Annotated in this window: 25 protein-coding genes; 10 read left to right on the top strand and 15 right to left on the bottom strand. The window is 67.3% G+C overall.

What is annotated here, in order from left to right:
* The first annotated feature begins 613 nt into the window (after positions 1-613).
* Complete coding sequence (locus ABD140_RS36985; RefSeq protein ID WP_344247155.1) at positions 614-760, top strand: hypothetical protein; 147 nt, start codon at positions 614-616, stop codon at positions 758-760.
* A 9-nt stretch (positions 761-769) separates the two neighbouring features.
* Here ABD140_RS36985 and ABD140_RS36980 read toward each other — a convergent pair whose 3' ends face one another.
* Genes ABD140_RS36980 through ABD140_RS36970 form a run of 3 tightly spaced genes read right to left on the bottom strand, consistent with a single transcriptional unit; the run spans position 770 to position 2072 of the window.
* A complete protein-coding gene (locus ABD140_RS36980; RefSeq protein WP_344247153.1) occupies positions 770-1495 on the bottom strand; it encodes a hypothetical protein in 726 nt (241 codons plus the stop codon).
* Positions 1492-1827: a PadR family transcriptional regulator gene (locus ABD140_RS36975; RefSeq protein ID WP_344247151.1), complete on the bottom strand. Its 336-nt coding sequence runs from the start codon at positions 1825-1827 to the stop codon at positions 1492-1494. The genes ABD140_RS36980 and ABD140_RS36975 overlap by 4 nt, the downstream gene beginning before the upstream one ends.
* Positions 1828-1841: 14 nt before the next feature.
* Positions 1842-2072 carry a hypothetical protein gene (locus ABD140_RS36970; RefSeq protein ID WP_344247149.1) on the bottom strand — a complete coding sequence of 77 codons (231 nt, stop codon included), beginning with the start codon at positions 2070-2072 and terminating at the stop codon, positions 1842-1844.
* A gap of 657 nt (positions 2073-2729) precedes the next feature.
* Between ABD140_RS36970 and ABD140_RS36965 the strand changes: the two genes are divergently transcribed.
* The gene (locus tag ABD140_RS36965) at positions 2730-3104 is read left to right on the top strand and encodes a GNAT family N-acetyltransferase (RefSeq protein WP_344247147.1); all 375 of its coding nucleotides are present in this window, start codon (positions 2730-2732) and stop codon (positions 3102-3104) included.
* 77 nt (positions 3105-3181) lie between these two features.
* On the opposite strand, the gene ABD140_RS36960 is transcribed toward ABD140_RS36965, so the two are convergent.
* The 4 genes from ABD140_RS36960 to ABD140_RS36945 form a co-directional block, all read right to left on the bottom strand.
* Entirely contained in the window at positions 3182-3958 is a 777-nt protein-coding gene (locus ABD140_RS36960; RefSeq protein ID WP_344247145.1) for a protein kinase, read from the bottom strand.
* 19 nt (positions 3959-3977) lie between these two features.
* On the bottom strand, positions 3978-4838 hold the full coding sequence (locus tag ABD140_RS36955) for a radical SAM/SPASM domain-containing protein (RefSeq protein WP_344247143.1): 861 nt from the start codon (positions 4836-4838) through the stop codon (positions 3978-3980).
* Between the two features lie 311 nt (positions 4839-5149).
* Positions 5150-5488, bottom strand: a complete 339-nt coding sequence (locus tag ABD140_RS36950; RefSeq protein WP_344247139.1) for a hypothetical protein — start codon at positions 5486-5488, stop codon at positions 5150-5152.
* A complete protein-coding gene (locus tag ABD140_RS36945; protein WP_344247137.1) occupies positions 5485-5961 on the bottom strand; it encodes a hypothetical protein in 477 nt (158 codons plus the stop codon). The genes ABD140_RS36950 and ABD140_RS36945 overlap by 4 nt, the downstream gene beginning before the upstream one ends.
* A 148-nt stretch (positions 5962-6109) precedes the next feature.
* On the opposite strand from ABD140_RS36945, the gene ABD140_RS36940 reads away from it, so the two are divergent.
* The 3 genes from ABD140_RS36940 (at position 6110) to ABD140_RS36930 (ending at position 8274) form a co-directional block, all read left to right on the top strand.
* The gene (locus ABD140_RS36940; RefSeq protein ID WP_344247135.1) at positions 6110-7357 is read left to right on the top strand and encodes an NsdA family TPR-like regulatory protein; all 1248 of its coding nucleotides are present in this window, start codon (positions 6110-6112) and stop codon (positions 7355-7357) included.
* 14 nt (positions 7358-7371) lie between these two features.
* Positions 7372-7692, top strand: a complete 321-nt coding sequence (locus tag ABD140_RS36935; RefSeq protein WP_344247133.1) for a 4a-hydroxytetrahydrobiopterin dehydratase — start codon at positions 7372-7374, stop codon at positions 7690-7692.
* A 183-nt stretch (positions 7693-7875) separates the two neighbouring features.
* Entirely contained in the window at positions 7876-8274 is a 399-nt protein-coding gene (locus tag ABD140_RS36930) for a PASTA domain-containing protein (RefSeq protein ID WP_344247131.1), read from the top strand.
* Positions 8275-8931: 657 nt separating this feature from the next.
* On the opposite strand, the gene ABD140_RS36925 is transcribed toward ABD140_RS36930, so the two are convergent.
* Both ABD140_RS36925 and ABD140_RS36920 read right to left on the bottom strand, forming a co-directional pair.
* Positions 8932-9138: a tyrosine-type recombinase/integrase gene (locus ABD140_RS36925; protein ID WP_425544199.1), complete on the bottom strand. Its 207-nt coding sequence runs from the start codon at positions 9136-9138 to the stop codon at positions 8932-8934.
* Positions 9139-9339: 201 nt separating this feature from the next.
* On the bottom strand, positions 9340-9693 hold the full coding sequence (locus ABD140_RS36920; protein ID WP_344247129.1) for a site-specific integrase: 354 nt from the start codon (positions 9691-9693) through the stop codon (positions 9340-9342).
* A 341-nt stretch (positions 9694-10034) separates the two neighbouring features.
* Between ABD140_RS36920 and ABD140_RS36915 the strand changes: the two genes are divergently transcribed.
* Complete coding sequence (locus ABD140_RS36915) at positions 10035-10187, top strand: hypothetical protein (protein ID WP_344247127.1); 153 nt, start codon at positions 10035-10037, stop codon at positions 10185-10187.
* Positions 10188-10330: 143 nt separating this feature from the next.
* A complete protein-coding gene (locus ABD140_RS36910) occupies positions 10331-11464 on the top strand; it encodes an IS701 family transposase (RefSeq protein WP_425544200.1) in 1134 nt (377 codons plus the stop codon).
* 187 nt (positions 11465-11651) lie between these two features.
* On the opposite strand, the gene ABD140_RS36905 is transcribed toward ABD140_RS36910, so the two are convergent.
* The 3 genes from ABD140_RS36905 to ABD140_RS36895 all read right to left on the bottom strand — a co-directional run bounded on the left by ABD140_RS36905 (position 11652) and on the right by ABD140_RS36895 (position 15682).
* A protein-coding gene (locus tag ABD140_RS36905; RefSeq protein WP_425544198.1) for an IS5 family transposase occupies positions 11652-12466 on the bottom strand; the annotation gives its coding sequence in 2 pieces (ribosomal slippage) (positions 11652-12119 and positions 12122-12466; 813 coding nt in all).
* 167 nt (positions 12467-12633) lie between these two features.
* The gene (locus tag ABD140_RS36900; RefSeq protein ID WP_344247123.1) at positions 12634-14004 is read right to left on the bottom strand and encodes a tyrosine-type recombinase/integrase; all 1371 of its coding nucleotides are present in this window, start codon (positions 14002-14004) and stop codon (positions 12634-12636) included.
* Between the two features lie 706 nt (positions 14005-14710).
* Positions 14711-15682 (bottom strand): helix-turn-helix transcriptional regulator, encoded by a 972-nt coding sequence (locus ABD140_RS36895; protein WP_344247121.1) that lies wholly within the window; start codon positions 15680-15682, stop codon positions 14711-14713.
* Between the two features lie 56 nt (positions 15683-15738).
* Here ABD140_RS36895 and ABD140_RS36890 point away from each other — a divergent pair, with 56 nt between their 5' ends.
* From ABD140_RS36890 to ABD140_RS36880, 3 genes are all read left to right on the top strand, one after another.
* Positions 15739-16929 (top strand): epoxide hydrolase family protein, encoded by a 1191-nt coding sequence (locus ABD140_RS36890; protein WP_344247119.1) that lies wholly within the window; start codon positions 15739-15741, stop codon positions 16927-16929.
* 61 nt (positions 16930-16990) lie between these two features.
* Complete coding sequence (locus ABD140_RS36885; RefSeq protein WP_344247117.1) at positions 16991-17833, top strand: NAD(P)H-binding protein; 843 nt, start codon at positions 16991-16993, stop codon at positions 17831-17833.
* 58 nt (positions 17834-17891) lie between these two features.
* Entirely contained in the window at positions 17892-19037 is a 1146-nt protein-coding gene (locus ABD140_RS36880) for a winged helix DNA-binding domain-containing protein (RefSeq protein ID WP_344247115.1), read from the top strand.
* A gap of 66 nt (positions 19038-19103) precedes the next feature.
* Here the strand turns inward: ABD140_RS36880 and ABD140_RS36875 are convergent, their stop codons facing one another.
* The 3 genes from ABD140_RS36875 to ABD140_RS36865 all read right to left on the bottom strand — a co-directional run bounded on the left by ABD140_RS36875 (position 19104) and on the right by ABD140_RS36865 (position 20668).
* Positions 19104-19406 carry a DUF1905 domain-containing protein gene (locus tag ABD140_RS36875; protein WP_344247113.1) on the bottom strand — a complete coding sequence of 101 codons (303 nt, stop codon included), beginning with the start codon at positions 19404-19406 and terminating at the stop codon, positions 19104-19106.
* 558 nt (positions 19407-19964) lie between these two features.
* A complete protein-coding gene (locus ABD140_RS36870) occupies positions 19965-20300 on the bottom strand; it encodes a helix-turn-helix domain-containing protein (protein ID WP_344247111.1) in 336 nt (111 codons plus the stop codon).
* Positions 20297-20668, bottom strand: coding sequence for a type II toxin-antitoxin system RelE/ParE family toxin (locus ABD140_RS36865; RefSeq protein WP_425544197.1), 372 nt, complete (start codon positions 20666-20668; stop codon positions 20297-20299). Before ABD140_RS36865 ends, ABD140_RS36870 begins: the two co-directional genes overlap by 4 nt.
* Between the last annotated feature and the right edge of the window lie 41 nt (positions 20669-20709).

Genomic DNA, 20709 nt, shown 5'->3' with positions numbered 1-20709 from the left:
CCGGCCACCTCGTCAAAGCCATCGCCGTCCTGCAGAACCACCGAACCGCTCAAGCCGCCCGAGGATGAAAGAGGCTCTTTCATCCTTCAGCGAACGCGTTTCTCACCAGGGAAGACGTGCGTACCACGTGCGGTTCGTAGACGACCCATCCGGGATCCGCGAACCTATGCGCTTCGCCCTGCCGCTAGACCAGACTGGCAAAGGTCATGCCACAGATTCCTCTTCGTAGCGATGCCTGCCCTCCATCGGTCGTAGTCCTCGAGCCAGGCCGCGACGGTGTGCCGGGCCTGGGCGCGGGCGGTGAAGGTCTGCTGGGAAGAGGAGCTCGAACACCAGAGTGGAGTTGAAGGATTCGGCCACGGCGTTATCCACGGCCGATCCCGTGTACCACCGGGAGTCTTTGATCAGGAATCCGCGGCCGGGAGGGTGAGGAGGCCGGAGTGGGCGGCGTCGTCGATGAGGGCGGCGCGTTCGGGCGGGGTGAGCCATCGGGCTTGAGAGCCGGTGGGGGTTCGTCGATCCAGAGGACGTCGTCGACAGCTTCTGTAACAGGGTGAAGGTGGCTGATGACGGTGACGAGGCGGTCGGGACCGGTTTCCCGGTGTAGGACGGAGTGAACCGCCCCGGCAACCTGGACGCCATGGTGCACCTGGCCTACCACCTGCTGCGGGTACCGGGCGCGGCTGCGGTGGTCTCCACCGCGGCCGTCAGGCGCGACCAGGTCTTCGGTGGCCCGTATGCGGTGCGCGTCTCCCGCTGACCGAAGGTCTCACGCTGTCTTGCGCAGGGGGCGGCGCAGCACGTAGGCCTGGCGGGGCGCTCCGGCCAGAACGGAGAGCAGGTGGCGGGCACGCTGGCGGCGCGTGGGCAGTTCCCACAACAGGCCCAGCCACTCCTCGGCGTAGCGGGCTCGGTACCCGGCCGGAAGCACCGCGGCCGCCAGGCGCGTCAGCCCGGCGGCCGTGCGGCCCGGCCTACGCGGCCGGTCCGCTGTCGTCTCCTGCGCCGGAGGCGACAACCTGGCCATTTCCCGGAGCACCATGGCTGTGGCGTTCAATGCGGCACCCGCCGCATTTGCAACGAGTGCTGCCTCATCCATCATCTGCGCCGTAGTCAGCGTGTCTCTCACAATCATCGCTCTCCTGGTAAGTGCGGCGCTCCTCTTTGCCAGTAGCGTCAGCTGCACCGTTGCGAACGTCGTCCAGGGCGCGCTGCCCTCGGGGTCCGCTGCCGCCTTCACCGTGACCCGCGCCGCCTGCGCGGCGTACTGTGCGGCCTCCCTTGTGTACGTTGCCATCTCTGCCTGGTCGTGCGCGGCCAGTGCCAAATCCGCCAGATGGTTCGCCAGGGTTACGTATCGCAACGCTTCTTCTATTTTTTGCAGCTGGCCTGCTGCGCTCAGTGCTTTCGCCGCGCTGAACACCTGGCGTACGGCTTCGGGGATCTCCTCAGCCAGGCAGTCCCGCAGAGGTTCGGGGATGTGGGAATCGGTCACGAAGCGGCTCCTGGATGGGGGTTTAGGGAGCCCCAGGGGACGGGGGCGGTGGCACGGTTGGCGTGGGCTTTGGCCAAGGCCAGGCGCGCGCTTTCGGCGCCTTCGGTGGTGAGCTTGTAGTAGCGGCGGCGGGGCCGGCCTTGACCGTCGACGGCCTGCTCGGCCGGCTCCTCCCAACGGGAGATGATCCACTGGGCCTGCTCCAGCCGGGTGATGATCGGGTAGACGGTGCCGGTGGGCAGGCCGGTGGCCTGCACCATCTCCAGCCCGTACCACTCGCGGGAGGGCTCTAGCAGCGCCTGGCGCAGCACCATCTGCGTCTGCAGCGTCATTCTCGGTTCCCGGCTCACGGGCGGTCCTCCTTGTCGGTGTCGGTGGAAGTGTGCTGGGTCCAGGTCCACACTCCGAACAGCAGTGTCGCCACCGCCGCCGTCACGCTGGCCGGCACTGCCAGGCCGGGGACCAGCTTGACCAGTGCGCCCATGCCCAGCGCGATTCCTGCGATCGCGGCCAGGGCCAAGGCCTTTTGGGAGATGAACAACCCCCAGCGTCCCTCGTACTCTACATAGCCCATCATGTTGCGTACTCTACATACGACAGGCGGCGGATATCAACCCGAACCCACCCCGCAGGTAGGCAAGAACACCCACCCGCGCGCCGCTGCACCGCCAGGGCGAAACCGATCATGCAGGATCAGTCGGGTGAGTGACCGTAGAGTGCTGGAGTGGGACGATCCCGCACAGGCCGCCACGGCGCTGGACGAGCGGTTCGCCCCCGCGCCGTGGTCGGCCACCGCGGGTCGGCTGCTGGGAGAGCTGGAAAGCGGACCGCCCGCAGGGCGGGCGATGGTGCTCGCCGACCCCCGCCCTCGGCCTCCAACAGCCTTGCCGAATGGCTGGCGGTGTACTTGTGAGATGCATCGGTAAACGGCCGGGATTCTTTGGCGCTATTTGGCCGATCATACTGTCTGTGATCATGTAGCCATGTATGTGATAAGGGGCCGTTATCACATACACCCGGCCCATTGGACAGCGCTGACCTGCGGTTCCGGCGGCAGGGTGTGTTTAGCGAACGGTGGGACAGGGTGTCGTCGCTGGTCAGTGATGGTGTCGGGTGAGACGGCCGTCGAAAGCGAGGTCGAAGGCGCCCAGGGCGTGCTTCCAGCGCCGGCCACACCGAGGCCGGCGGCCAGTCCATCGAGGACTTGGAGTCCGGGGACAGCATCGAGACCATCGTGCAGTCTCTGCTGGCCGGGACCGCAGTGCCTGGCACCGACCCGGGCATGACGTGCGAATGGTGGTGGGTCGAGCCCGGTGAGGAGGGGCTGGAGTACATCGGCAGGGTCGTCCTGCAACCGGAGCCCGGTCCGCGCGAAGGCCATCTGCACGTCGCGGTCCGTCCCTCTCGCCGCCGCCAGGGTCACGGCACCCGGCTGCTCGAGGCGGCGCTGCCGATCGCAGCCGGACGCGGCTTCCCCTCGGTGGTACTGGCCTGCCCGCGTCACAACGAGCCAGCTCGCCGCCTTGTTCTCGGGCTCGGCGCCACACCGCTCAGCCGAGGTTCTGCCGTCGACCGCTTCAACCTCTCCGCCCAGGCCGTCGTGCGGTAATCGCAAGCGACAATCCAGCATGGAGCTGAGAAGGGGAGCCCGCTGCAGCGGGCTCCTCTTCATATTTTTCTGCTCTCTCAGAGATCTCGGTAGGCAGTCCACTGGCAGGTTGCCTCTGCCATCGCCTGCATCCACGCTTCCTCCGGGCGGCGTTCGGAGAAGGTCTGCCACATGCGGGCGGTCGCGATGGCGAAGGCGTCGACGGCCCGCGGATCGGCGTCGTTCCATGCGGTGCAGTCGGCGGCCCAGTCCTCGGCGGCTTTCGGGGTGTGGCCGGCGGCGATGAGCTGGATGACGAGCAGGGCCGGGTCGATGAACGCGGCGCCGCGGGTGGGCCATGACCAGTCGATCGCCCATGTGCGGGTCTGGCCGATGAGGAGGTTGTCGGGGTGGATGTCGGTGTAGAGCAGCGCGTCCCCGCGGAGGAAGTCGGGATCGTCGGCGTGGGCGTCCCAACGGGTCTCCGTCCAGCCGCGCGCCACCTCCGGCAGGGGCAGCGCGGTGATCCGGTTGAGGATGTCGACGACCGCGGGGAGATCCGGCGAGCCGGGGGTGAAGTCTGCGGGCCGGGCTTCGATGACGTTGAAGCCGAGCACGATCCACGTCTCGTCTTGGGCCCGCCAGCGCATCACCGGAGACAGGTCGGGCGCCACGTAGGGGTTGATGGCGGCTTCGCGCAGGAGGGAGGCCCGGCGGCCGCCGGGCCGGTTGGGGACGGCCTTGACGAAGAACGTCCCGTGCTCGGCCTCGATCAGCACGGTGTCGGCTGTGCTGTTGCCGCCGGAGGGAGAACGCACGGCGGTGACGTGCCCGGTGTGCGGGCGGATCAGATCCAGGTACGCAGGCTCGGGCACGTCACCGCTCATCTCGTTGTCAGTTCCTGGGGCTGCATCCGCTGCCCGGGAATCCCGGGGAGCACTCGGCGTCCTTGTCGTCGCCGCCATCGTCGTCGTCCGGTCCGTGCGCGGCACGGATCGTCGCGTTGGCCTCGGTCATGGCGGGGCTGTGCAGGATACCGGCGAGCGCGGTGTCTCGGGTGTTCCCCACGCTGATGAAGGTCGAGAACACGCACGGGGAGACGACGCCGTCCGGGCCGATCGACGCCGTCCCGGTCCCGCACCGGCCGCACAGCTCCGCCGTGTCCGGGTCCTGCCCGTCGGCGGCCCGGCCGAACGGCCTCACCGACGCGACACGGACGTTCTCGACGCCCAGGCCGCGCAGCTCGGCCGCGGCCTCGGCGGTGCGCTGACCCTCGCAGATGGCGATGACCTCCACCCGCAGCAGGATCCCCCTCTCGACAGCCCGGATGATGTTCGCGCGGGTACGGGCGTGGCTGGCCCGGCTGGTGATGGCGTCGTGCTCGGCCGGCTCGTCGGAGTAGTAGGAGGTGGCCAGCGCGGCGCCCGGCCGGGCGAGCAGGTCCCACCAGGCGTCGGACACGTGGACGAGGTTGGAGAACACCTCGATCGACAGGCCGATGTCCAGGGCGTGGCCGACGAGGTCAAGGGCGTCGGGGTGCAGGGTCGGCTCGCCTCCGAAGAAGCGGACCTCCTCGATCCCGGCGGCGTACGCCTGGTCCAGGACGGCGGTCCAGTCGGCGCTGGTCATGGTGCCGTGGTCGCCGGTGGGGCCGGAGTCGTTGAGGCAGTGGGTGCAGTTGAGCTGGCACTTGCGGGTCAGGTCGACCCACAGCAGGCGGATGGTGGGGGCGGGCGGTTCGAGGATGACGGTCATGGCGGTGTTCCTTCCTCGGGGTTTCGGCGTTACAAGATCTTCTTGTCGCTGTGTCGGCCGCGGCCCCGCTGCGCCCACACCAGCAGGACTGCGAGGACGAGCGCGGCCGGGGCGGCGATGATGAGCGCGGCGAGCAAGCCGGTGCTCATGCCAGGAATCCGGGCGGCAGCCAATGGCGGCGCCGCATCTCGAGCTCCTCGGGCGTCGGGGTCTCGTCCTGCTCCTCGTCGGTCTCGGGCTCGCAGCTCGTCATGCGCTTGTCCTTCCTTCCTGTCCGAGTCCCTGGATCTTTCGTGCTGGCGGGCTGGCGTTCACATGCCTGCCCTGGCAGCGGCGGCCGCCATGCGGGTCGAGGCGGGCGACGGGCTCGACATCACCCGCTCGTATGCGCGGACCATGAGCAGGGTCTTGTCCTTCTCCGACAGGGCGCTCATGTCGCGGATCCCCTCGACGTGGCCGAGGGCGTTGACGACGGTGACCATCGCCGCCATCCACCCGTTGTAGGCGTCCCGCATCCCGGCTGGCCAAGCCAAGAGCAGGCGCAGCTCAGCGATGCCGGGAATGCCGTGCGCGGCGAGCAGTCCACACAGGTTGAGCTGCGCCCGCGCCGCGGCATCGACGGCCTGGTCGAGCTCGGCCTGCAGGCTCATGCAGTCACCAGCTCGAGTGCCTTGAGCTTGCGGTCGATCTCGCCGGCGCGGCTGTAGCTGATCCCGAAGAGGGCGGTGAGGTCGCGGTCTTCGCGGAGCTGCAGGAGGTCGCGGATGGTGGGCGCGTACTGGCCGTCGCTGCGCCAGTGCATCACCAGAGCGTCTTCGGTTCCCTGCTGCAGGGCGAGGCAGGCGATCGGGCAGGCCGGGATGATCGGGTGCTCGATGCTGTGGTCGTCGGCGAGGAACGCGGTGAGCTCGGCTTCGATCGCTGCTTGGTTCTCCAGCGCGGCGGCCAGCTCGCGGGCGCTGTCCTCGAGGATCGTCCTCACGAGGTGGCCGCGGCGGGAGAAGAACTCCGCCGGCTCTTGGGGCTTGAGGCCGCGGCGGGTGGCGTTCCACATGGTCTCGGTTCGCCACAGCTTCCAGCCGGGCCAGTCTTTCTGCAGGTCTTCGATCGTCTCCGCGCGCACCGTGCGGGCTCCCGTTCAGTAGCGATTCGGTCGCGTCCAGTCAATTACCGTGCGGGCTGCAAGGCGATGGGGATACTGAGGAGACAGACGTAGACGCGGGTAGAAGGCTTCTTCTACGCGCTCCTACGCATCGCGAAAGGTGCACGCGGTGGACAGCAATGCGACGCTGCCCATGTGGTCGCAGCATTTGATGGAGTACCGGCGTGCTCGCGGCTGGGTCGAAGCGGACCTGGCGCGCGAGCTGAAGAAGCTGCGCCCGGATCTGCCGGCGGTGAAGTCGCTCGCGCACATGATCCGCAGCGACTGGGAGACGGGGAAGCACAAGCCGGGCCCCCGCTATCGGATGCTCCTGTCGACGGCGCTCGGCGTCGATGAAGCGAACCTTTTCTCGGACGGGCCACTTACGTCGGCCGAGGACGACGAAGCATCCTGCCCGTCTCCTAGCGTCGAGTCGCCTCTACCGCTCGCGCTTACGCAGCCCCTGCCGTCTGCACCGCCTCCCGTCGGCCCTGTCGCTCCGGAGCTCGTTGTGTACTTCCTCGAACAGCTGCCCGGTCACTACCGCGCCGACATGTTCCTCGGCCCGCGGCACCTCATCCCGACTGTCGCCACGCAAGCCCAGCTCATCGACAGCTTGATCCGGTCTGCCGATGGGCCGGTCCGACGCGGCCTGCTGGGCGCTGGCGTGGCGTACTCAGCTTTGCTCGGCTGGCTGCACCAGGACGCCGGCGACTTCGCCCAGTCCGCCAGATGGCGAGACATCTCCCTCGACATGGCGCACCGCTCGGCGGATCCTCAACTCATCTCCTATGCGCTGACGAACAAGGCCATGCTCGCCATCGATGTCAGCGACGGGCGCGCCGTCGTCGACTATGCGGAAGCGGCCCTGGCCGACGAGGGCAGGCTGTGTCCCAAGGTCCGGGTGTTGGGCCTGGTTCACCAGGCCCACGGGTACGCCTTCCTCAGGGAACGTGACAGGGTCGATGCGGCTCTCGACCGTGCGGCCGGGCTGGTTCCGCAGGTCGATGACGAACACCCGTGGGGCAACTCGTGCCGCCGAACCCGGGAGTACATCGACGTGCAGCGTGCTACCGCGTACGGGCGTCTCGGCGCGCACCGCGAGGCCGTCGATCTATGGGACCGCATCCTCGGTTCGGCGCCGGAGTCAGCCCGCCGCGACAACGGCGTGTTCTGGACTCGACAGGCCACCGCATTGGCCGCATTGCCCGAACCTGAGCGCGTCGTCGAGATCGCCGCAGCGACCACTGCTGTCGCCTCCGACACTGGATCGGCGAGGCTGCGCCGCGAACTGGTGGCGTTGAACGGGAAGGCATCGAGCTGGGCCAAGACACCAGCCGGCCGCGAGCTGAGTGAGATCATCGCGACGATCACCTGACGAAGGAGACCCCCGTGTCCGAGGACGTGCCTCCCCCGCTGACCGAAGACGAGATCGCCGAACGCCTGACCGCCCTCGATGGATGGGCGCGCAATGGCGACGAGCTCACCAAGACCTTCGCGCACACCTATCACGAGTGCGTGCACCTGGCGATGTACGTCGCGGCCAAGGCTCGCGAGGTCGGCCATCACCCCGATATCCACATCACGTGGCAGCGGATCCGCTTCAACATCACCACCCATGACGCTGGGCGCCGGCTCACTGAGAAGGATTTTGCGCTGGCTGCTCAGATCGACAGGATTGCTGCCGGGCATGGGGCCAAGGACGTAGTCTGAGTTCCGCGTGCACCAACGCCTTCGCCCCGCCGGGTTCGTCCTGGCGGGGCGTTGTTCATTCAGCCGCTGCCCGAATCGTGACAGGGGTTTCGGTTCTTTCCCGGTGGTCTTGATGGGGCCGGTGCCATCATTCACCGCATGCCGCGGCACCGGAGGCCGCGGCCTTCCTCCGAAGGATCGCCTGTGCGGATCACCCCCCTCGTCCTGCTGGCTGCCCTCCCCCTCGCTGCGTGTGCCGCGCCCGCACCGAACGCCTCCCCGGTCGAGACCGTCACGGTGACCGTGACGGCGACGCCGCCGGCCAACGGGCAGCAGAAGCAGCAGCCCGCGGACCAGCCGCCTGCGGCCAAGCCCGCGGCGAAGAAGGTGCGGTTGCCGAAGCTCGTCGGGTTGAACGGGGCGATCGCGCAGGACAAGCTCGAGCAGCTCGGGCTGGAGAACGTGCAGTTCGGGTCGCAGGACGAGGAAGACAAGGTCGTGCTGTTGGTGACGAACTGGACGGTGGTGAAGCAGTCGCCGAAGCCGGGCACGCGGGTCGGGCCGAAGGACCTGGTCGTGCTAACGATGACGAAGGAGAAGTAGGGCGCGCTCTCCTGGGGTGAAGCCAGCTTGCGCCGGAACACGAACGCCCCGCCTTCCCTCAGGAGGACGGGGCTTCGTTGTGGTGGGTCAGCTCGGCTGGTCAGCGTCGCGAGATGTGATCGTGGCTGAGTTGCTTATTCGTCTTCCCCTTCCAGCATCTCGCGCACATTCCGGGCGGAGAGCTGGGTCCTGGACACGCGCCAGGTGCGCTCGGTTCGTGCGAGCGGTGGCCGAGAGCTCCTCTTGAATGCCTTCCCGACTACGCACAACCGCTCAAAGTCGACGACGAAGTACCCGCCGTCCAGCTGTTGTTCGTCTCGGCGATCTCGGCGTAGAAGCACTCCAGCTCCTCAGAGGTACCCCTTCTTATTCGCCCTGTTCCTTCAGTTAAGAACGACGACCCTCTGTTTGCTCTCTCATGTACACGTAGCGAATGCTGCATGCGCTGCTCATGCCGAACGGGCATGGATCAGCACCAGGCAGCGGGGTTACCGGGGTTGGGGTACCGGGCCGCGCACGCGGCGGCCATCCAGTCGTCGTTCCACACGGTGGCGGCCTGTCCACAGCCGAGGCACAGCGCTTACCAGGGGGCGGGGCGGCAGTCATGGCGATCTCCTTTGTTGGGTACCTGGAATCAGGGGTTCGGGTGGTTGCTGGTCACGCGGCGAGCAGGTCCACAGCGGCCCGGCGGGCCGCGGCCGGTCGACGGTCGTAGCCCGCGGTGGTCGTGGCGGACTCGTGCCCGGCGAGCGATTGGACGGTCGCGATGTCGACTCCGGCGGCGAGCAGGTCGCTGATGAAGGTGTGCCGGAAGTCGTGCGCGGTGATGTCGGGGATGCCAGCCTGGGCGGCGCGGCGCGTCACGACTTTCCCGATGGCGTCCGGGGTGGGGTGTTCGGGCAGGAAGTTCGCCTGCGCGGGGAGAACCGGCGGTCGGGGTGATGCTGACGCGCATGGCGCGGACCACCCCCGCCTGCGCGGGGAGAACCGGCCGCGCCCACTCGAACTGTCGGCAGAAGGCGGACCACCCCCGCCTGCGCGGGGAGAACCCTTACCGACCTGCGGCTAAGCAGTCGCGTTATCGATTTGAGACATTTGGTTGGCGATGCTTGAGCCCATGCGGATCATGTTGCCAGATGTAGGGACTAAGGGAGTCGCTACTGTTAGTTGATCTTGATGGCATCGGTTGTGTCCACTGGGAAGGGTGTGAACTTCTTCTCTTAGCATGCGGGCACGAGTTGATGGTTCTTGTGGCTGCACCTGGGTGCTCCGGTCATCTACGGGTGCGGGCGTCGAGGGCGGTGTGTAGGTATTTTTCGGTGGTGGGATGCCGCCGTGGCCGAGGCGTTCTTTGACGACTTGGAGGTCGGTGCCGCCTGCGAGGAGCCAGGAGGCATGGGCGTGGCGGAGGTCGTGCATCTTGAACTTCAGGCCGGAGTCGGTGGGACGGGACGCCAGATGTGGTCGCGGAACCAGTGGCGGGGGATGCGTCCGTCGGTGTTCCAGGAGCGTGGGCTGCGCCCCGACCGGCGAAGCAGCCACCATCGCCCCGACCCAGCCCTGACCACAGCCCCGTCCGGGTCGCGCGGCCCGACGCAGTGCAGCCGCACCGTGCTGTGACATCGCCACGCCTTTACGGCACGGCTGCGTCACGGCGGGCGGTGCCAGATCGACGACGTTCGGCCCTGGTTCGGGCTCCGCCGTCCGTCCAGCAGTGCGGTGACGACCTCGGCCAGATAGCGGGCGAGGCATGAGCGTCGATGGCCACCATCGTCAACGGCGGCTCGGACAGCGCGGTAGCGGGCGCGTTGTGCACGCCGACCACCGCCAGGTCGTCCGGAGCCACCGATCTGTGGCAGCGCAATCCCGCCAGCCCGCTGTTCCATGCCAACGCCGTCCATGTAACGGGCTGATGTTGCCCCGTTCGACGGGCACACCTGGCCGTCGAACGGGGGCAGCTCACTCATCGGGTGCGTTCATGCTGCGATCGCTTAGTACTGCAACAACAGGTTGTGACCTTGTCGCTGTGGGTGATAGATGATGTCGGGTGGTCACGATCGATGCCGAAGCCTGGTCGCGGGAGTTCTCGGACTTTCTGGCGGTGTTCGCCCATCGTTTTCCCCGGGTGGAGTCGCGCCGCCAAGCGGCCTCCTACCTGCGCGGACTCCTGAGCGAGCTGGAGCGCAAGAACGGCTGGACCCTGGCTGAGGTGTCGGGAGAGAAGGGGCCGGAGCGTCTTCAGCGCCTGCTGAATTTCTATGCCTGGGATACGAATGGCCTGCGGGATGATATCCGCACCATGGTCGCCGAATGCATCGGGGATCCGGAACGGGGTGTGCTGATCCTCGATGACACCGGGTTCCTGAAGAAAGGCCTGAGGTCGGCGGGTGTGGCCCGCCAGTATTCCGGGACCGCCGGCAGGATCGAGAACTGCCAGATCGGCGTGTTCTGCGCCTATGTGAGCCCGAGAGGGCGCGCGCTGATCGACCGGGAGCTGTATCTGCCCAAAGCGTGGACTTCAGATCGTGAACGGTGCCGACAGGCCGGTATCGGCGATGATGTGGAGTTCGCTACTAAACCCGAGCTGGGTCAAGCCATACTGGCGCGGGTGGTCGCTTCGGGAATCCCTTTCCGGTGGGTCACCGCGGACGAGGCCTACGGGCAGGTGTGGCGGTTGCGGTGGTGGATGGAAGAACGCGGCATCGCCCATGTGGTCGCCGTCCCCCGAACGCAGATGGTGATCTCGATGAAGCTGGGCAAGGAACGCGCCCACCACCTGATCGACGAGGTGGAACCGGGCGCGTGGCGACGGCTGAGCTGCGGAGACGGCGCCCACGGGCCACGCTTGTACGACTGGGTGGCCGTTGATATCAGACCCCTGCGCAGACCCGGAGCAGGGCACTGGCTGCTGGCCCGCAGAAGCATCAGCCACCCCACGGAAATCGCTTACTACATCTGCTTCGCCGAGGCGCAGGCCACCTTGGAGGAATTGGTGCGGGTGGCAGGCAGCAGATGGGCCGTCGAGGAGTGCTTTCAAGCCGCCAAGAACGAAACCGGACTCGACCACTACCAGGTTCGCAGCTACCAGGCCTGGTACCGGCACATCACCTTGTCGATGGCCGCATCTGCTTTCCTGCTCCGACTCCAGCAGGCGGCTCAAAAAGGGGAGACAGTGCATACCTTCCGGTAGGTATCATCCCGCTGAGCATCAACGAGATTCGCCGCCTGTGGAACCGTGTCGTCATGCGCACCACACGCTCCATCGACCATGTTATGGAATGGTCTGAATGGCGAAGACGCGTCCAGAAACGAGCCAGGGACAGCCACTACCGAAGACGCGAAAGACACAACCTGTCGTTGCAGTATTAGAGCATGTCTTATGTGGTGTTTCTGGAGAGTTTCTTGTAGCAGATCAAGGCTGCTGCGAGAGTGAGGAACGCAGTGAACAGGTCGCCGTGGCGCTCGTAGCGCACGGCCAGGCGGCGGTAGTTCAGTAGCCAGGAGATGGTGCGTTCGATCTTCCAGCGGTGTCGGCCCAACCGCTCTTTGGATTCGATGCCCTTGCGGGCGATGCGGGAGGCGATGCCCCGTTGCCGTAGCCATCTGCGCAGCTCAGCGGCCTCGTAGGCTTTGTCGGCGCGGACCTTGTCCGGGCGGCGCCGACGTGGCCCGCGGCGGGAGCGGATCGGCGGGATGGCTTCGATGAGCGGCCTGAAGCCGTGGATGTCGTGGACGTTCGCGCCGGTGACGAGCACGGCCAGCGGCAGGCCCTGCCCGTCGCAGAGCAGGTGGAGTTTGCTGCCCTTCTTGCCCCGGTCGACCGGATTCGGCCCGGTCAGCGCGCCCCCTTTTTCGCCCGCACCACCGCGGCGTCCACGATCGCGCTGCTCCAGTCGACCTCGGCCTTGGAGCCGAGCTCGTCCAGCACCGCCTGATGCAAGCGCTGCCACAGGCCCTGCCTGGTCCAGAACACGAAACGGCGGTGCACCGTGGCCGGCGAGGCCCCGAACTCCGTGGGCAGATTCCGCCACGCGCAACCGCCGGTCAGCACATACACGACCGCGGTGAACACCGCCCGATCATCCGCCGGAGCCGTTCCGCCTCCTTGCTTGCGCGCCGGGTACTGCGGGACCAGCGGCTCCACGATCTCCCACAGCTCATCGGGCACCAGCCGCAGACCCAAAGTCGACATCAACACAGCACGACATCATCCCAGCAGACCACCCAAAAAGCCACGTAAGACGTGGTCTTACTGATAGGTCAGGGATCTGCTCGTGAGAAGTTTGCTCGGGGACTGAGGGATGCGGTGGTGCGGCTCGTTACCGGGCTGGGCGTCATGAGCTCTCCTGGTGTCGTCGGTCAGTGGCCGAAGTTGTTGAAGATCTCTTCGAGGGTTTCGGCGAGGGTGGTGTCCTGCTCGTTGAGGATGGCGGCGTAGCGGGAGGTGATGGACAGGCTGCCGTGCCCTGCTCGTTGGCGGACTTTCTGCAGGTCGACTCCTTTGTCGATGGCCCAGCTGATGCCGGTGTGGCGGGCGTTGTAGGGGGTGAACCCTTCGGGGAGGCCTGCTGCTGTGCGGGCTTTATGCCAGAAGCGGTTCCAAACGTCGGTGCCGAGGAACTCGGTGCCGTCCCGCCGCCACACGTCGGTTTTGAGGAGCTGTCCGTTGGCTTTGTATTCTTCGGCGCGCTTGCGTCGCCATTCGCGCTGGTAGTCGGCCGCGAATGCTCTGCATTTCGTGCAGGTACATTTCATGCCGTAACGAGCGGCCTTCGTGCCGTGCTGGTAGATGAGTCCGGACTTGGAGACCAGCGGCGGAAGCTCTTCCTCTTCTGTCTCTGCAGCGGCATGGTCCTTCTGGTAGGCGAACATCCAGTGCGGGAAGAGCAGGTCTTCTGGGCCGATGCTGTGTTCTTCGATGTGGTCTTGGAGGGATACGCACATCTGCTTGGAGATGGCGAAGCGGCGCCAGTCTCCGTTCTTGGGGTGAGGTTTGGTGAGCCAGCCCGACCTACCTGAGGGGTGGTACTTGGCGGTGACGTAGACGGTGGAGCGAGTGATGTTAAGAACTTGCTTGTCGAATTCGAAGTCGCAGGGGCGAAGGCTGATCATTTCGCAGCGCCGCGCCCAGGAGGTGACGTTGAGGCGGGCGAAGAGGCGCGCGGGTGGGTGGGCGAGGGCTTCTTCGAGGCGGCGCCATTGGTCGTGGTCGGCGACCAGGATGCGTTTGGTGGGAGCCTGGGGGAGTCGGATGGTACGCAGCGGGTTGTCTTTGCGGTAGCCCTCGTCCAGGGCCATCTGGCACATGGCGGAGAGGACTTTGCGGGTGGCGACGATGACGCCTCGGCTGACCTCTTGGGAGGGGAGGACTTTGACGAGGAGGTTGTAGAAGGTCTCGCGCTCGGCTTCGCTGATGCGCAGGTGGCCGATGTAGGGGAGGATGTGGTTCTTGGCGGTGTAGGCGTAGCCCTGTCTGGTGGCGGCGCCGATGTTGTGCAGGGGCAGGAAGCGCTCGGTGCAGAACCGGTGGATGGTCATCGTGGCCTTGCTGGCCGGTGCGGTCTCCTGTAGCAGACTGGGCAGGTGACGCTCTTGTTTGGCGGCGACCTCGACGGCGCGCTCGGGTGTGTCGTAGGTGCCGGCCGACTTGTATTTCCCGTCTTTTGATTTGTACATGCCGACATATCGGGTCTTGCCGTTTTTGCAGGTCCGTTTGATCGCGTAGGCCAAGGCTCCTCCTCGGGGCAGAGGGAAGATGTTCGGGCTTTGGTCCGTGCGTGGGATTCCCCGAATTTGTTAGATCAAAAGTTAGAGGGACTCTCGACCAGGAACTGCTACGGGGCGATACCAACTAACACGGAAGCTGGCCTGAACTGGAGCCTTAACGCTTTCGTTGGAGTCAAAAGAACGCTAATCCCAATTTGGGCCGGTTCCAACGAGATCATGAAGTTGATCATCTCCAGAGACCTCGGTCTCTAGTCTGACCAGCACCTTCACGAACTCGTTGGAACCGTAGGCCAACACAAAGTTAGAAAAAATGTTAGACGGGTGACACCCGTGTGCCCCCGTAGTCACCCCTCGCAGCCCGTAGCACCCCCTGCCGCCCCGTCCAGAACACCCCACGTCCTCGGCCGAGGCGGCAGGTGGGATGGTGGGCCAGATGTGCTCGTCGGGCCGGTCAGGCACCGTGTGGTGGACTGCCCGGACGATGACCGCTGTCGTCTCTGGGTGTCCTGTCTGCGGTTATTGTCGTCTGCTTCTTTTGACCATCGAGCGGTCGCCGTTGAGCCCTCGCGGCTCAACGGCCGGTGGTCCGGTCCCGCAGACGAAACCGCCGGCGGGTGTGGTGCTCTCGGTCGTCCTCTCACGCCGATGAGCGGATGCGCAACCACCTGGAGGCTGAGTGGCCGCGGTGGGTGGTCCTCGTGTGCCTGGCCTAGGTGTGCTGCGGCTGTGGCTCGGTGGCGCGGTGATAGCGGTCGGCGAGTGCACGCACGCGTTCGACGAGTTCCGGTGGCTCCGTCACGGTGAAGTCGACGCCGAGCAGGCCGAGGTGGACGACGAGCGCCTCGATGCTGTCCGCGCCGGTGTCCAGCAGGCAGCGGGTGTCGTCGACCGGCGTGATCGTGCCGATGGCGGCGTTGATCCGTTCGGCGAGCTGTTCGGCCGGCACGTGCACCATGACATGGGCCCGGTATCGCCAGGCAGCCGACGACACGCCCCGGCGTACCTGGTCGACGGCCTCCTCTGGGAGATCGCGGGGGGTGAATCGGGGACCCGTCGGTGTGCGTGGGTGGAGCCGGTCCACCCGGAACGTCCGCCAGTCGGCCCGCTCGACGTCGAACCCGACGAGGTACCACCGTCGTCCCCAGTTGACCAGCCGGTATGGTTCCACCTCGCGCCGGCTCTCGGAGCCGTCGTGGCTTCGGTAGTCGAATCGCAGGCGTTCGTGATCCCGGCAGGCGGCGGCGAGGGCGCTCAGCGTGTCCGCGTCCACCCGTGGGCCCAGGTCGTCGCGGGGCACCGCGACGGCGTACTGCTGGAGGGCGTTGACACGGCGCCGGAGTCGGGCCGGTAGCACCTGCTCCAGTTTGGCCAGTGCGCGTAGCGAGGTCTCCTCAACTCCGGTGATCGTTCCCCCCGCGGCGGTGCGCAGTCCGATCGCCACCGCGACCGCCTCTTCGTCGTCGAGGAGGAGCGGCGGCAGCGCGGCCCCGGCACCGAGCCGGTAGCCGGGCGTGCCTCGGCTGCCGTGTACCGGATAGCCGAGTTTTCGCAGGCGTTCCACGTCGTTGCGGACGGTGCGGGTGCTGACCGACAACCGTTCGGCCAGCTCGGTGCCGGTCCACTCGCGAGGCGTCTGGAGCAGCGAGAGCAGGCGCAGCAGGCGCGCCGAGGTTTCCAACATTCTTCGAGTCTGCCCGTTCCTTAGGAACAAACTCTTCCTAATCGGTTCCTACGCTGATGACCATGACGAACGACAGCACGATCGCCCCGTTCCGGATCGCCATCCCCCAGGCCGAGCTCGACGATCTTCAGCAGCGGCTGGCCCGGACCCGGTGGGCGGAGGAGTTGCCCGCGAGCGAGTCGGCGCCGGCCGGCCCGGTGCCGCCCGGTTGGGAGTACGGCGTCCCGGTGGGCTACGTCAAGCAGTTGGTCGAGCGGTGGCGCACCGGGTACGACTGGCGGGCCTGGGAGGGGAAACTGAACGCCTACCCCCAGTTCACCGCTGAGATCGACGGCCAGAACATCCACTTCCTGCACGTGCTGTCGCCGGAGCCGGACGCGACGCCGCTGATCCTGACCCACGGCTGGCCGACCTCCGTGGTGGAGTGGCTGGACGTGATCGGCCCCCTCACCGACCCGCGGGCCCATGGCGGCGACCCGGCGGACGCGTTCCATCTGGTCATTCCGTCGGTGCCGGGCTTCGGCTTCTCAGGGCCGACCCGGGAACGCGGTTGGGACCGGTACCGGGTGGCCCGGGCCTGGGCCGAGCTGATGCGCCGACTCGGATACGACCGGTACGGCGCGGCCGGCAATGACGGCGGATCGCTGATCTCGCCCGAGGTGGGCCGGGTCGACCCCGGGCACGTCTGCGGTGTGCACGTGACGCAGGTCTTCTCGTTCCCGTCGGGCGACCCCGCCGAGCTGACCGGTCTGTCCGAGGAGGAGCGCGGCAAGCTCGCGTTCGCCGAGTGGTTCACCCAGAATCGGGGCGCGTACGACAAGCTCCAGTCCACTGAGCCGCAGAATCTGGCGCACGCTCTGGCCGACTCACCGGCCGGCCTGCTGGGCTGGCACGCGCAGCTGCTCGGTGCTTCGCTCGACCCGGATTTCGTGCTCACGAACGTGATGATCTACTGGCTGACCAACACGGCCGCTTCAGCCGCCCGGTTCTACTACGAGGACGCGGCGTCGGCCCCGGTCCAGCAGAAGTCGAACGGCCGGGGCACCTTCGTGCCCGAACCGACCACCGTGCCCCTCGGCCTGGCCAATTTCGCCTGGGACTTTCCGTCGATCCGGACGTTCGCCGACCGCGACCACAAGAACATCCTCTCCTGGAACGTTTACGACCGGGGCAGCCACTTCGCCGCGCACGACGCCCCCGATTTGCTCGTCCACGACATCCGGCAGTTCTTCCGCAAGGTTCGCTGACCGCCGCCGCGGTGTCGGCGGACCTCCTTAAACCCCCATGTCTTCGCGAAAGGAAACACTCATGTATCTCGTCGTCGGTGCCACGGCCCACTTCGGACGTCAGGCGGTCGAGGAGCTGGTCGCCGCGGGTGCGCCGGTGCGGGCGCTGACCCGTACTCCGGAGCGGGCCGGGCTCCCACAGGAGGTCGACGTCGTCCGGGGCGATCTGACCAAACCCGAGACGCTGCCGGCGGTGCTGGCCGGGGTCGAGGCCGCTTTCCTGGTTCTGCAGTACGGGATGGATGTCGCTCCGCTCCTGGCGGCCGCGGGCCGGGCCGGGGTGCGGCGGCTGGTGTTCCTGTCCTCGGGGGCGGTCGTCCCGGGCGCCGAGCGGCAGCCCGACGTGATCGCCCGGTACCACCGCGATGTCGAGCGGGCCATCGAGGCGTCCGGGATCGAGTGGACGTTCCTGCGGCTGCTCTTCCCCGCCATCAACTCGCTGACGTTCGCGATGCAACTCCAGGGCGGTGACGTCATTCGCGCGCCGTACACCGAAGCGGCCTTCAGCGCCGTGCACGAGAGGGACGTCGCCGAGGTGGCCGCACGGATGTTGACCGACGGCGGGCACGCGGGGCGGGCCTACGACCTGACCGGTCCCGAGTCGCTGACCCAGGCACAGCAGGTCCGCATCCTCGGCGAGATGCTGGGGCGCCCGCTCACCGTCGAGGACCTGCCTCCGGAGCCGGTGCTGGAGCAGATGAGCCGGTTCATGGACCCTGAGTTCCTGGCGGCGCTGTTCGGTCTCATGGCGCAGGCGGTCGGCAAGCCCGCGCCGGTCAACGACGTCATCGAGCAGATCACGGGGCACCCCGCGCGCACCTACGCCCGGTGGACCGCCGATCATCGGGCCGACTTCGGCGGTTGATCAAGGAGGCAGGGGCGGTATCCGCCGCCCCTGCCCTATGGACGGGAAGGACGGCACGGTGGCACGGGTGCTGAGGCGACGCGAGTTGGGACGAGCACTGCTGGCCCGGCAGTGGCTGCTGGAACGGGCCGACGCGACCACCGAGGAGGCGGTCACCCGGCTGGTCGGCATGCAGGCGCAGGCGCCGTACGCACCCTACTTCGGGCTCTGGAGCAGATTGCAGAAGTTCGGCACCGCCGACCTGGCGGGCGCGCTGACCGAGCGCCGCCTGGTGCGGGTCGCGCTGATGCGCAGCACCATCCATCTGGTCACCACGGCGGACTGCCGCTCGTTGCGGCCATGGGCACAGCCCGCACTCGACCGTGAGCTGGACACCGCGTTCAAGACGATGCTCACCGGCCTGGACCGTGCGGCCGTGGCGGAGGCGGGCCGGGCGCTGCTCGACGCACGGCACCTCACCCCCAAGGAGCTCGGGGCAGCGCTGCACGAGCGGTGGCCCGATCGCGAGCCCCGCGCGCTCGTCACCGTGGTACGCAACCTGGTGCCGCTGGTGCAGGTGCCACCACGCGCCGTCTGGGGCGTCGGTGGCACCACCCGGTACGCGACGGCGGCCGACTGGACCGGAGCCGAGCCCGCCCCCGCCGCCGACTCCGGACACGTGGTGCTGCGCTACCTCGCCGCGTTCGGCCCGGCCTCGGTCACCGACGTGCAGGCATGGGCCGGCCGAACCCGGCTGCGTCCCGTCCTGGAGAGGCTGCGACCGCGACTGGCGGTCTTCCGCGACGAGCACGGGATCGAGCTGTTCGACCTGCCGGATGCGCCGCGCCCCGACGCCGACGCCCCCGCGCCGGTTCGCTTCCTGCCCGAATACGACAACCTGCTGGCCTCCCATACCGACCGCACCCGCGTGATCTCAGAGCAGGACCGCAAACGCGTCATGACGCGCAACGGGATGCGCGCCACCTTCTTGGTGGACGGGCAGGTGACGGGTGCCTGGAGGCTCCATCGGGGCAAGGCGTCAACGACTCTGGAGATCGACCCGTTCCGGCCGCTGACCACCACCGAGCGCGCCGAGGTCGAGGCCGAAGGCTCCCGGCTGCTGGAGTTCGCCGCGCCCGGCGCCGACCACGACCTCTGCAACGGCAGAGCCGCGGTCATCGGCCGTGAGGACACGATGACCGGCGGAGAAACCGATCGGCAGTGATCAAGCCCTGCTCATGCGCGCCACCCGCAGACTTCCGCTCATGCCGTCTGTCGGTCGCCGCTGCCGTCAGAGGTCGATGAGCTCGACGGTCACGGTGGTGCTGTCTCCTGCGGTGATGCCTTCAGCCGCACGGACGGCGCGCTTGATGGGCAGGACGTAGCTTCCGCTTGCGCTGTCGGGGAAGATCGAGGTTTTCCAGCTGATGCCACCGATGGTGGCCCGTACCCGGAGGGAGGCGAAGCCGCGTGCGGATCCGGGCGCCAGGTCACGGATATCCTCGGATGCCTCAGCAGGCAGGCTGACGAAGGTCCAGCTGTCGTCGCGCCGGGCTTCCCAGATCCAAAGTTCGGCATCGAACACCACCGTCATGAGGCCACCATCGCAGACGGGACCGACAGTCCGCCGCCGCTCAGTTCGTGCACCTGCTGATCAACCGAGCCCGCCGGAGAACGCACCTCACACACGCTCATGCCGCGATTGGGGCGCTGGCCAGCCGCAGGGGAGCGCTCATGCCGCGAACCGTGCTTCATCATGCGCCGCTTCGCGAGCGGGGCCCAGCGGCTCCGATGCCCTGACTCGGGGCGCACGCCGCCAGGGACGCGAACCGCGGACTCGCTGAGCCCGCCCCTGGCGTCCTGTGATCGTCAGTGCCGTTCGCCGCCCCGCGTTCGCCCGGTTCGGCGCACCGCTTGATACCAGTCGGCAGTCGGCGCCGTGCCGACGGAGCCGGCAGGTGCGGAGACCGGGACCGGCATCAGGGCACCGGCCAAGGTTGCGTGACACGCCACTAGTCCTCTGTGTTGCGCCGGGTGTCCGGGCGGTGGCTCGGTTTGCCGGTGCCGGGTATGTGGCAGGGCGACTTGCTATGGCTATCTGCCGGGTGGGGGCGGTTTCTCGTAGCGTGGACGCAGATGATGTGGTGTCAGGTCATGCGGCGTCGGTGTCGGTGCCGCGCAGGATGTACAGGTCGTCGCCGAAGACGGCGGAGATCTGGAGGTGGCCGCCGAGGGCTTGGACGTAGCGGGCGATGGCGTCCACGGTGGAGACCTCACCGCGTTCGATCTGGGAGATGCGGCCTTTGGTGACGCCCATCCGCTCGGCGACCTCGCTTTGGGTCAGGCCGAGTGAAGCGCGGCGTTCGGCGAGGCGGTGGCCGTCGATGTAGGCCTGGTTGCGCTTGCGGGCCTCGGTCACGGCCTGTTCTCCGCCGGCTTCGGTGACGATGCCGGCCCGCACGTCACTCCATTTGGGAAAGTTCGTCATCGCTGCCCCTCCTCGGCCTCTCGTTCCTTTACGTACTGGGCGTACAACTCCTCGGCGAGTGGGATGGCTCGCCGGTACCAGCCGGACCAGTCGCCGGATTTGTCTCCGCCTACCAGGAGGATCGCCGATCTCCATGGATCGAAGACGAAGAGGATCCTGACCTCGGAGCGGCCCGCCGAACCAGGTCGCAGCTCCTTCAGATTGTGGACCTGTGAGCCCTCCAGTCGATCGACCAGCGGACGCCCCAGGCCGGGACCGCCTTCGGCCAGCCTGTCGATGGCATCGACGACCTGGGCTTTGGATCTGTCGTCCAAAGCCTTGATCCAGCTCAGGAACTCGTCGGTGACACGGATCTCCCACTCCTCCACGGAGCGAGTTTAGCAAATCCTCTACCTCCCATAGTGGTTGT

It is taken from the genome of Actinocorallia libanotica (assembly GCF_039525175.1).
Taxonomy (GTDB): Bacteria; Actinomycetota; Actinomycetes; order Streptosporangiales; family Streptosporangiaceae; genus Actinocorallia; species Actinocorallia libanotica.
The sequence above is the reverse complement of the archived record's forward strand: the minus strand, read 5'-3'. Positions and strand labels throughout refer to the sequence as shown.

Excerpts from the sequence above, each read along its gene's own strand:
- ABD140_RS36955 (WP_344247143.1), bottom strand. The coding sequence starts at position 4,838 with ATGACCGTCATCCTCGAACCGCCCGCCCCCACCATCCGCCTGCTGTGG.
- ABD140_RS36950 (WP_344247139.1), bottom strand. The coding sequence starts at position 5,488 with ATGAGCCTGCAGGCCGAGCTCGACCAGGCCGTCGATGCCGCGGCGCGG.
- ABD140_RS36890 (WP_344247119.1), top strand. The coding sequence starts at position 15,739 with ATGACCATGACGAACGACAGCACGATCGCCCCGTTCCGGATCGCCATC.
- ABD140_RS36975 (WP_344247151.1), bottom strand. The coding sequence starts at position 1,827 with ATGACGCTGCAGACGCAGATGGTGCTGCGCCAGGCGCTGCTAGAGCCC.
- ABD140_RS36895 (WP_344247121.1), bottom strand. The coding sequence starts at position 15,682 with ATGTTGGAAACCTCGGCGCGCCTGCTGCGCCTGCTCTCGCTGCTCCAG.
- ABD140_RS36885 (WP_344247117.1), top strand. The coding sequence starts at position 16,991 with ATGTATCTCGTCGTCGGTGCCACGGCCCACTTCGGACGTCAGGCGGTC.
- ABD140_RS36920 (WP_344247129.1), bottom strand. The coding sequence starts at position 9,693 with ATGCACGACCTCCGCCACGCCCATGCCTCCTGGCTCCTCGCAGGCGGC.
- ABD140_RS36875 (WP_344247113.1), bottom strand. The coding sequence starts at position 19,406 with ATGACGGTGGTGTTCGATGCCGAACTTTGGATCTGGGAAGCCCGGCGC.
- ABD140_RS36870 (WP_344247111.1), bottom strand. The coding sequence starts at position 20,300 with ATGACGAACTTTCCCAAATGGAGTGACGTGCGGGCCGGCATCGTCACC.
- ABD140_RS36915 (WP_344247127.1), top strand. The coding sequence starts at position 10,035 with ATGGCCACCATCGTCAACGGCGGCTCGGACAGCGCGGTAGCGGGCGCG.
- ABD140_RS36970 (WP_344247149.1), bottom strand. The coding sequence starts at position 2,072 with ATGATGGGCTATGTAGAGTACGAGGGACGCTGGGGGTTGTTCATCTCC.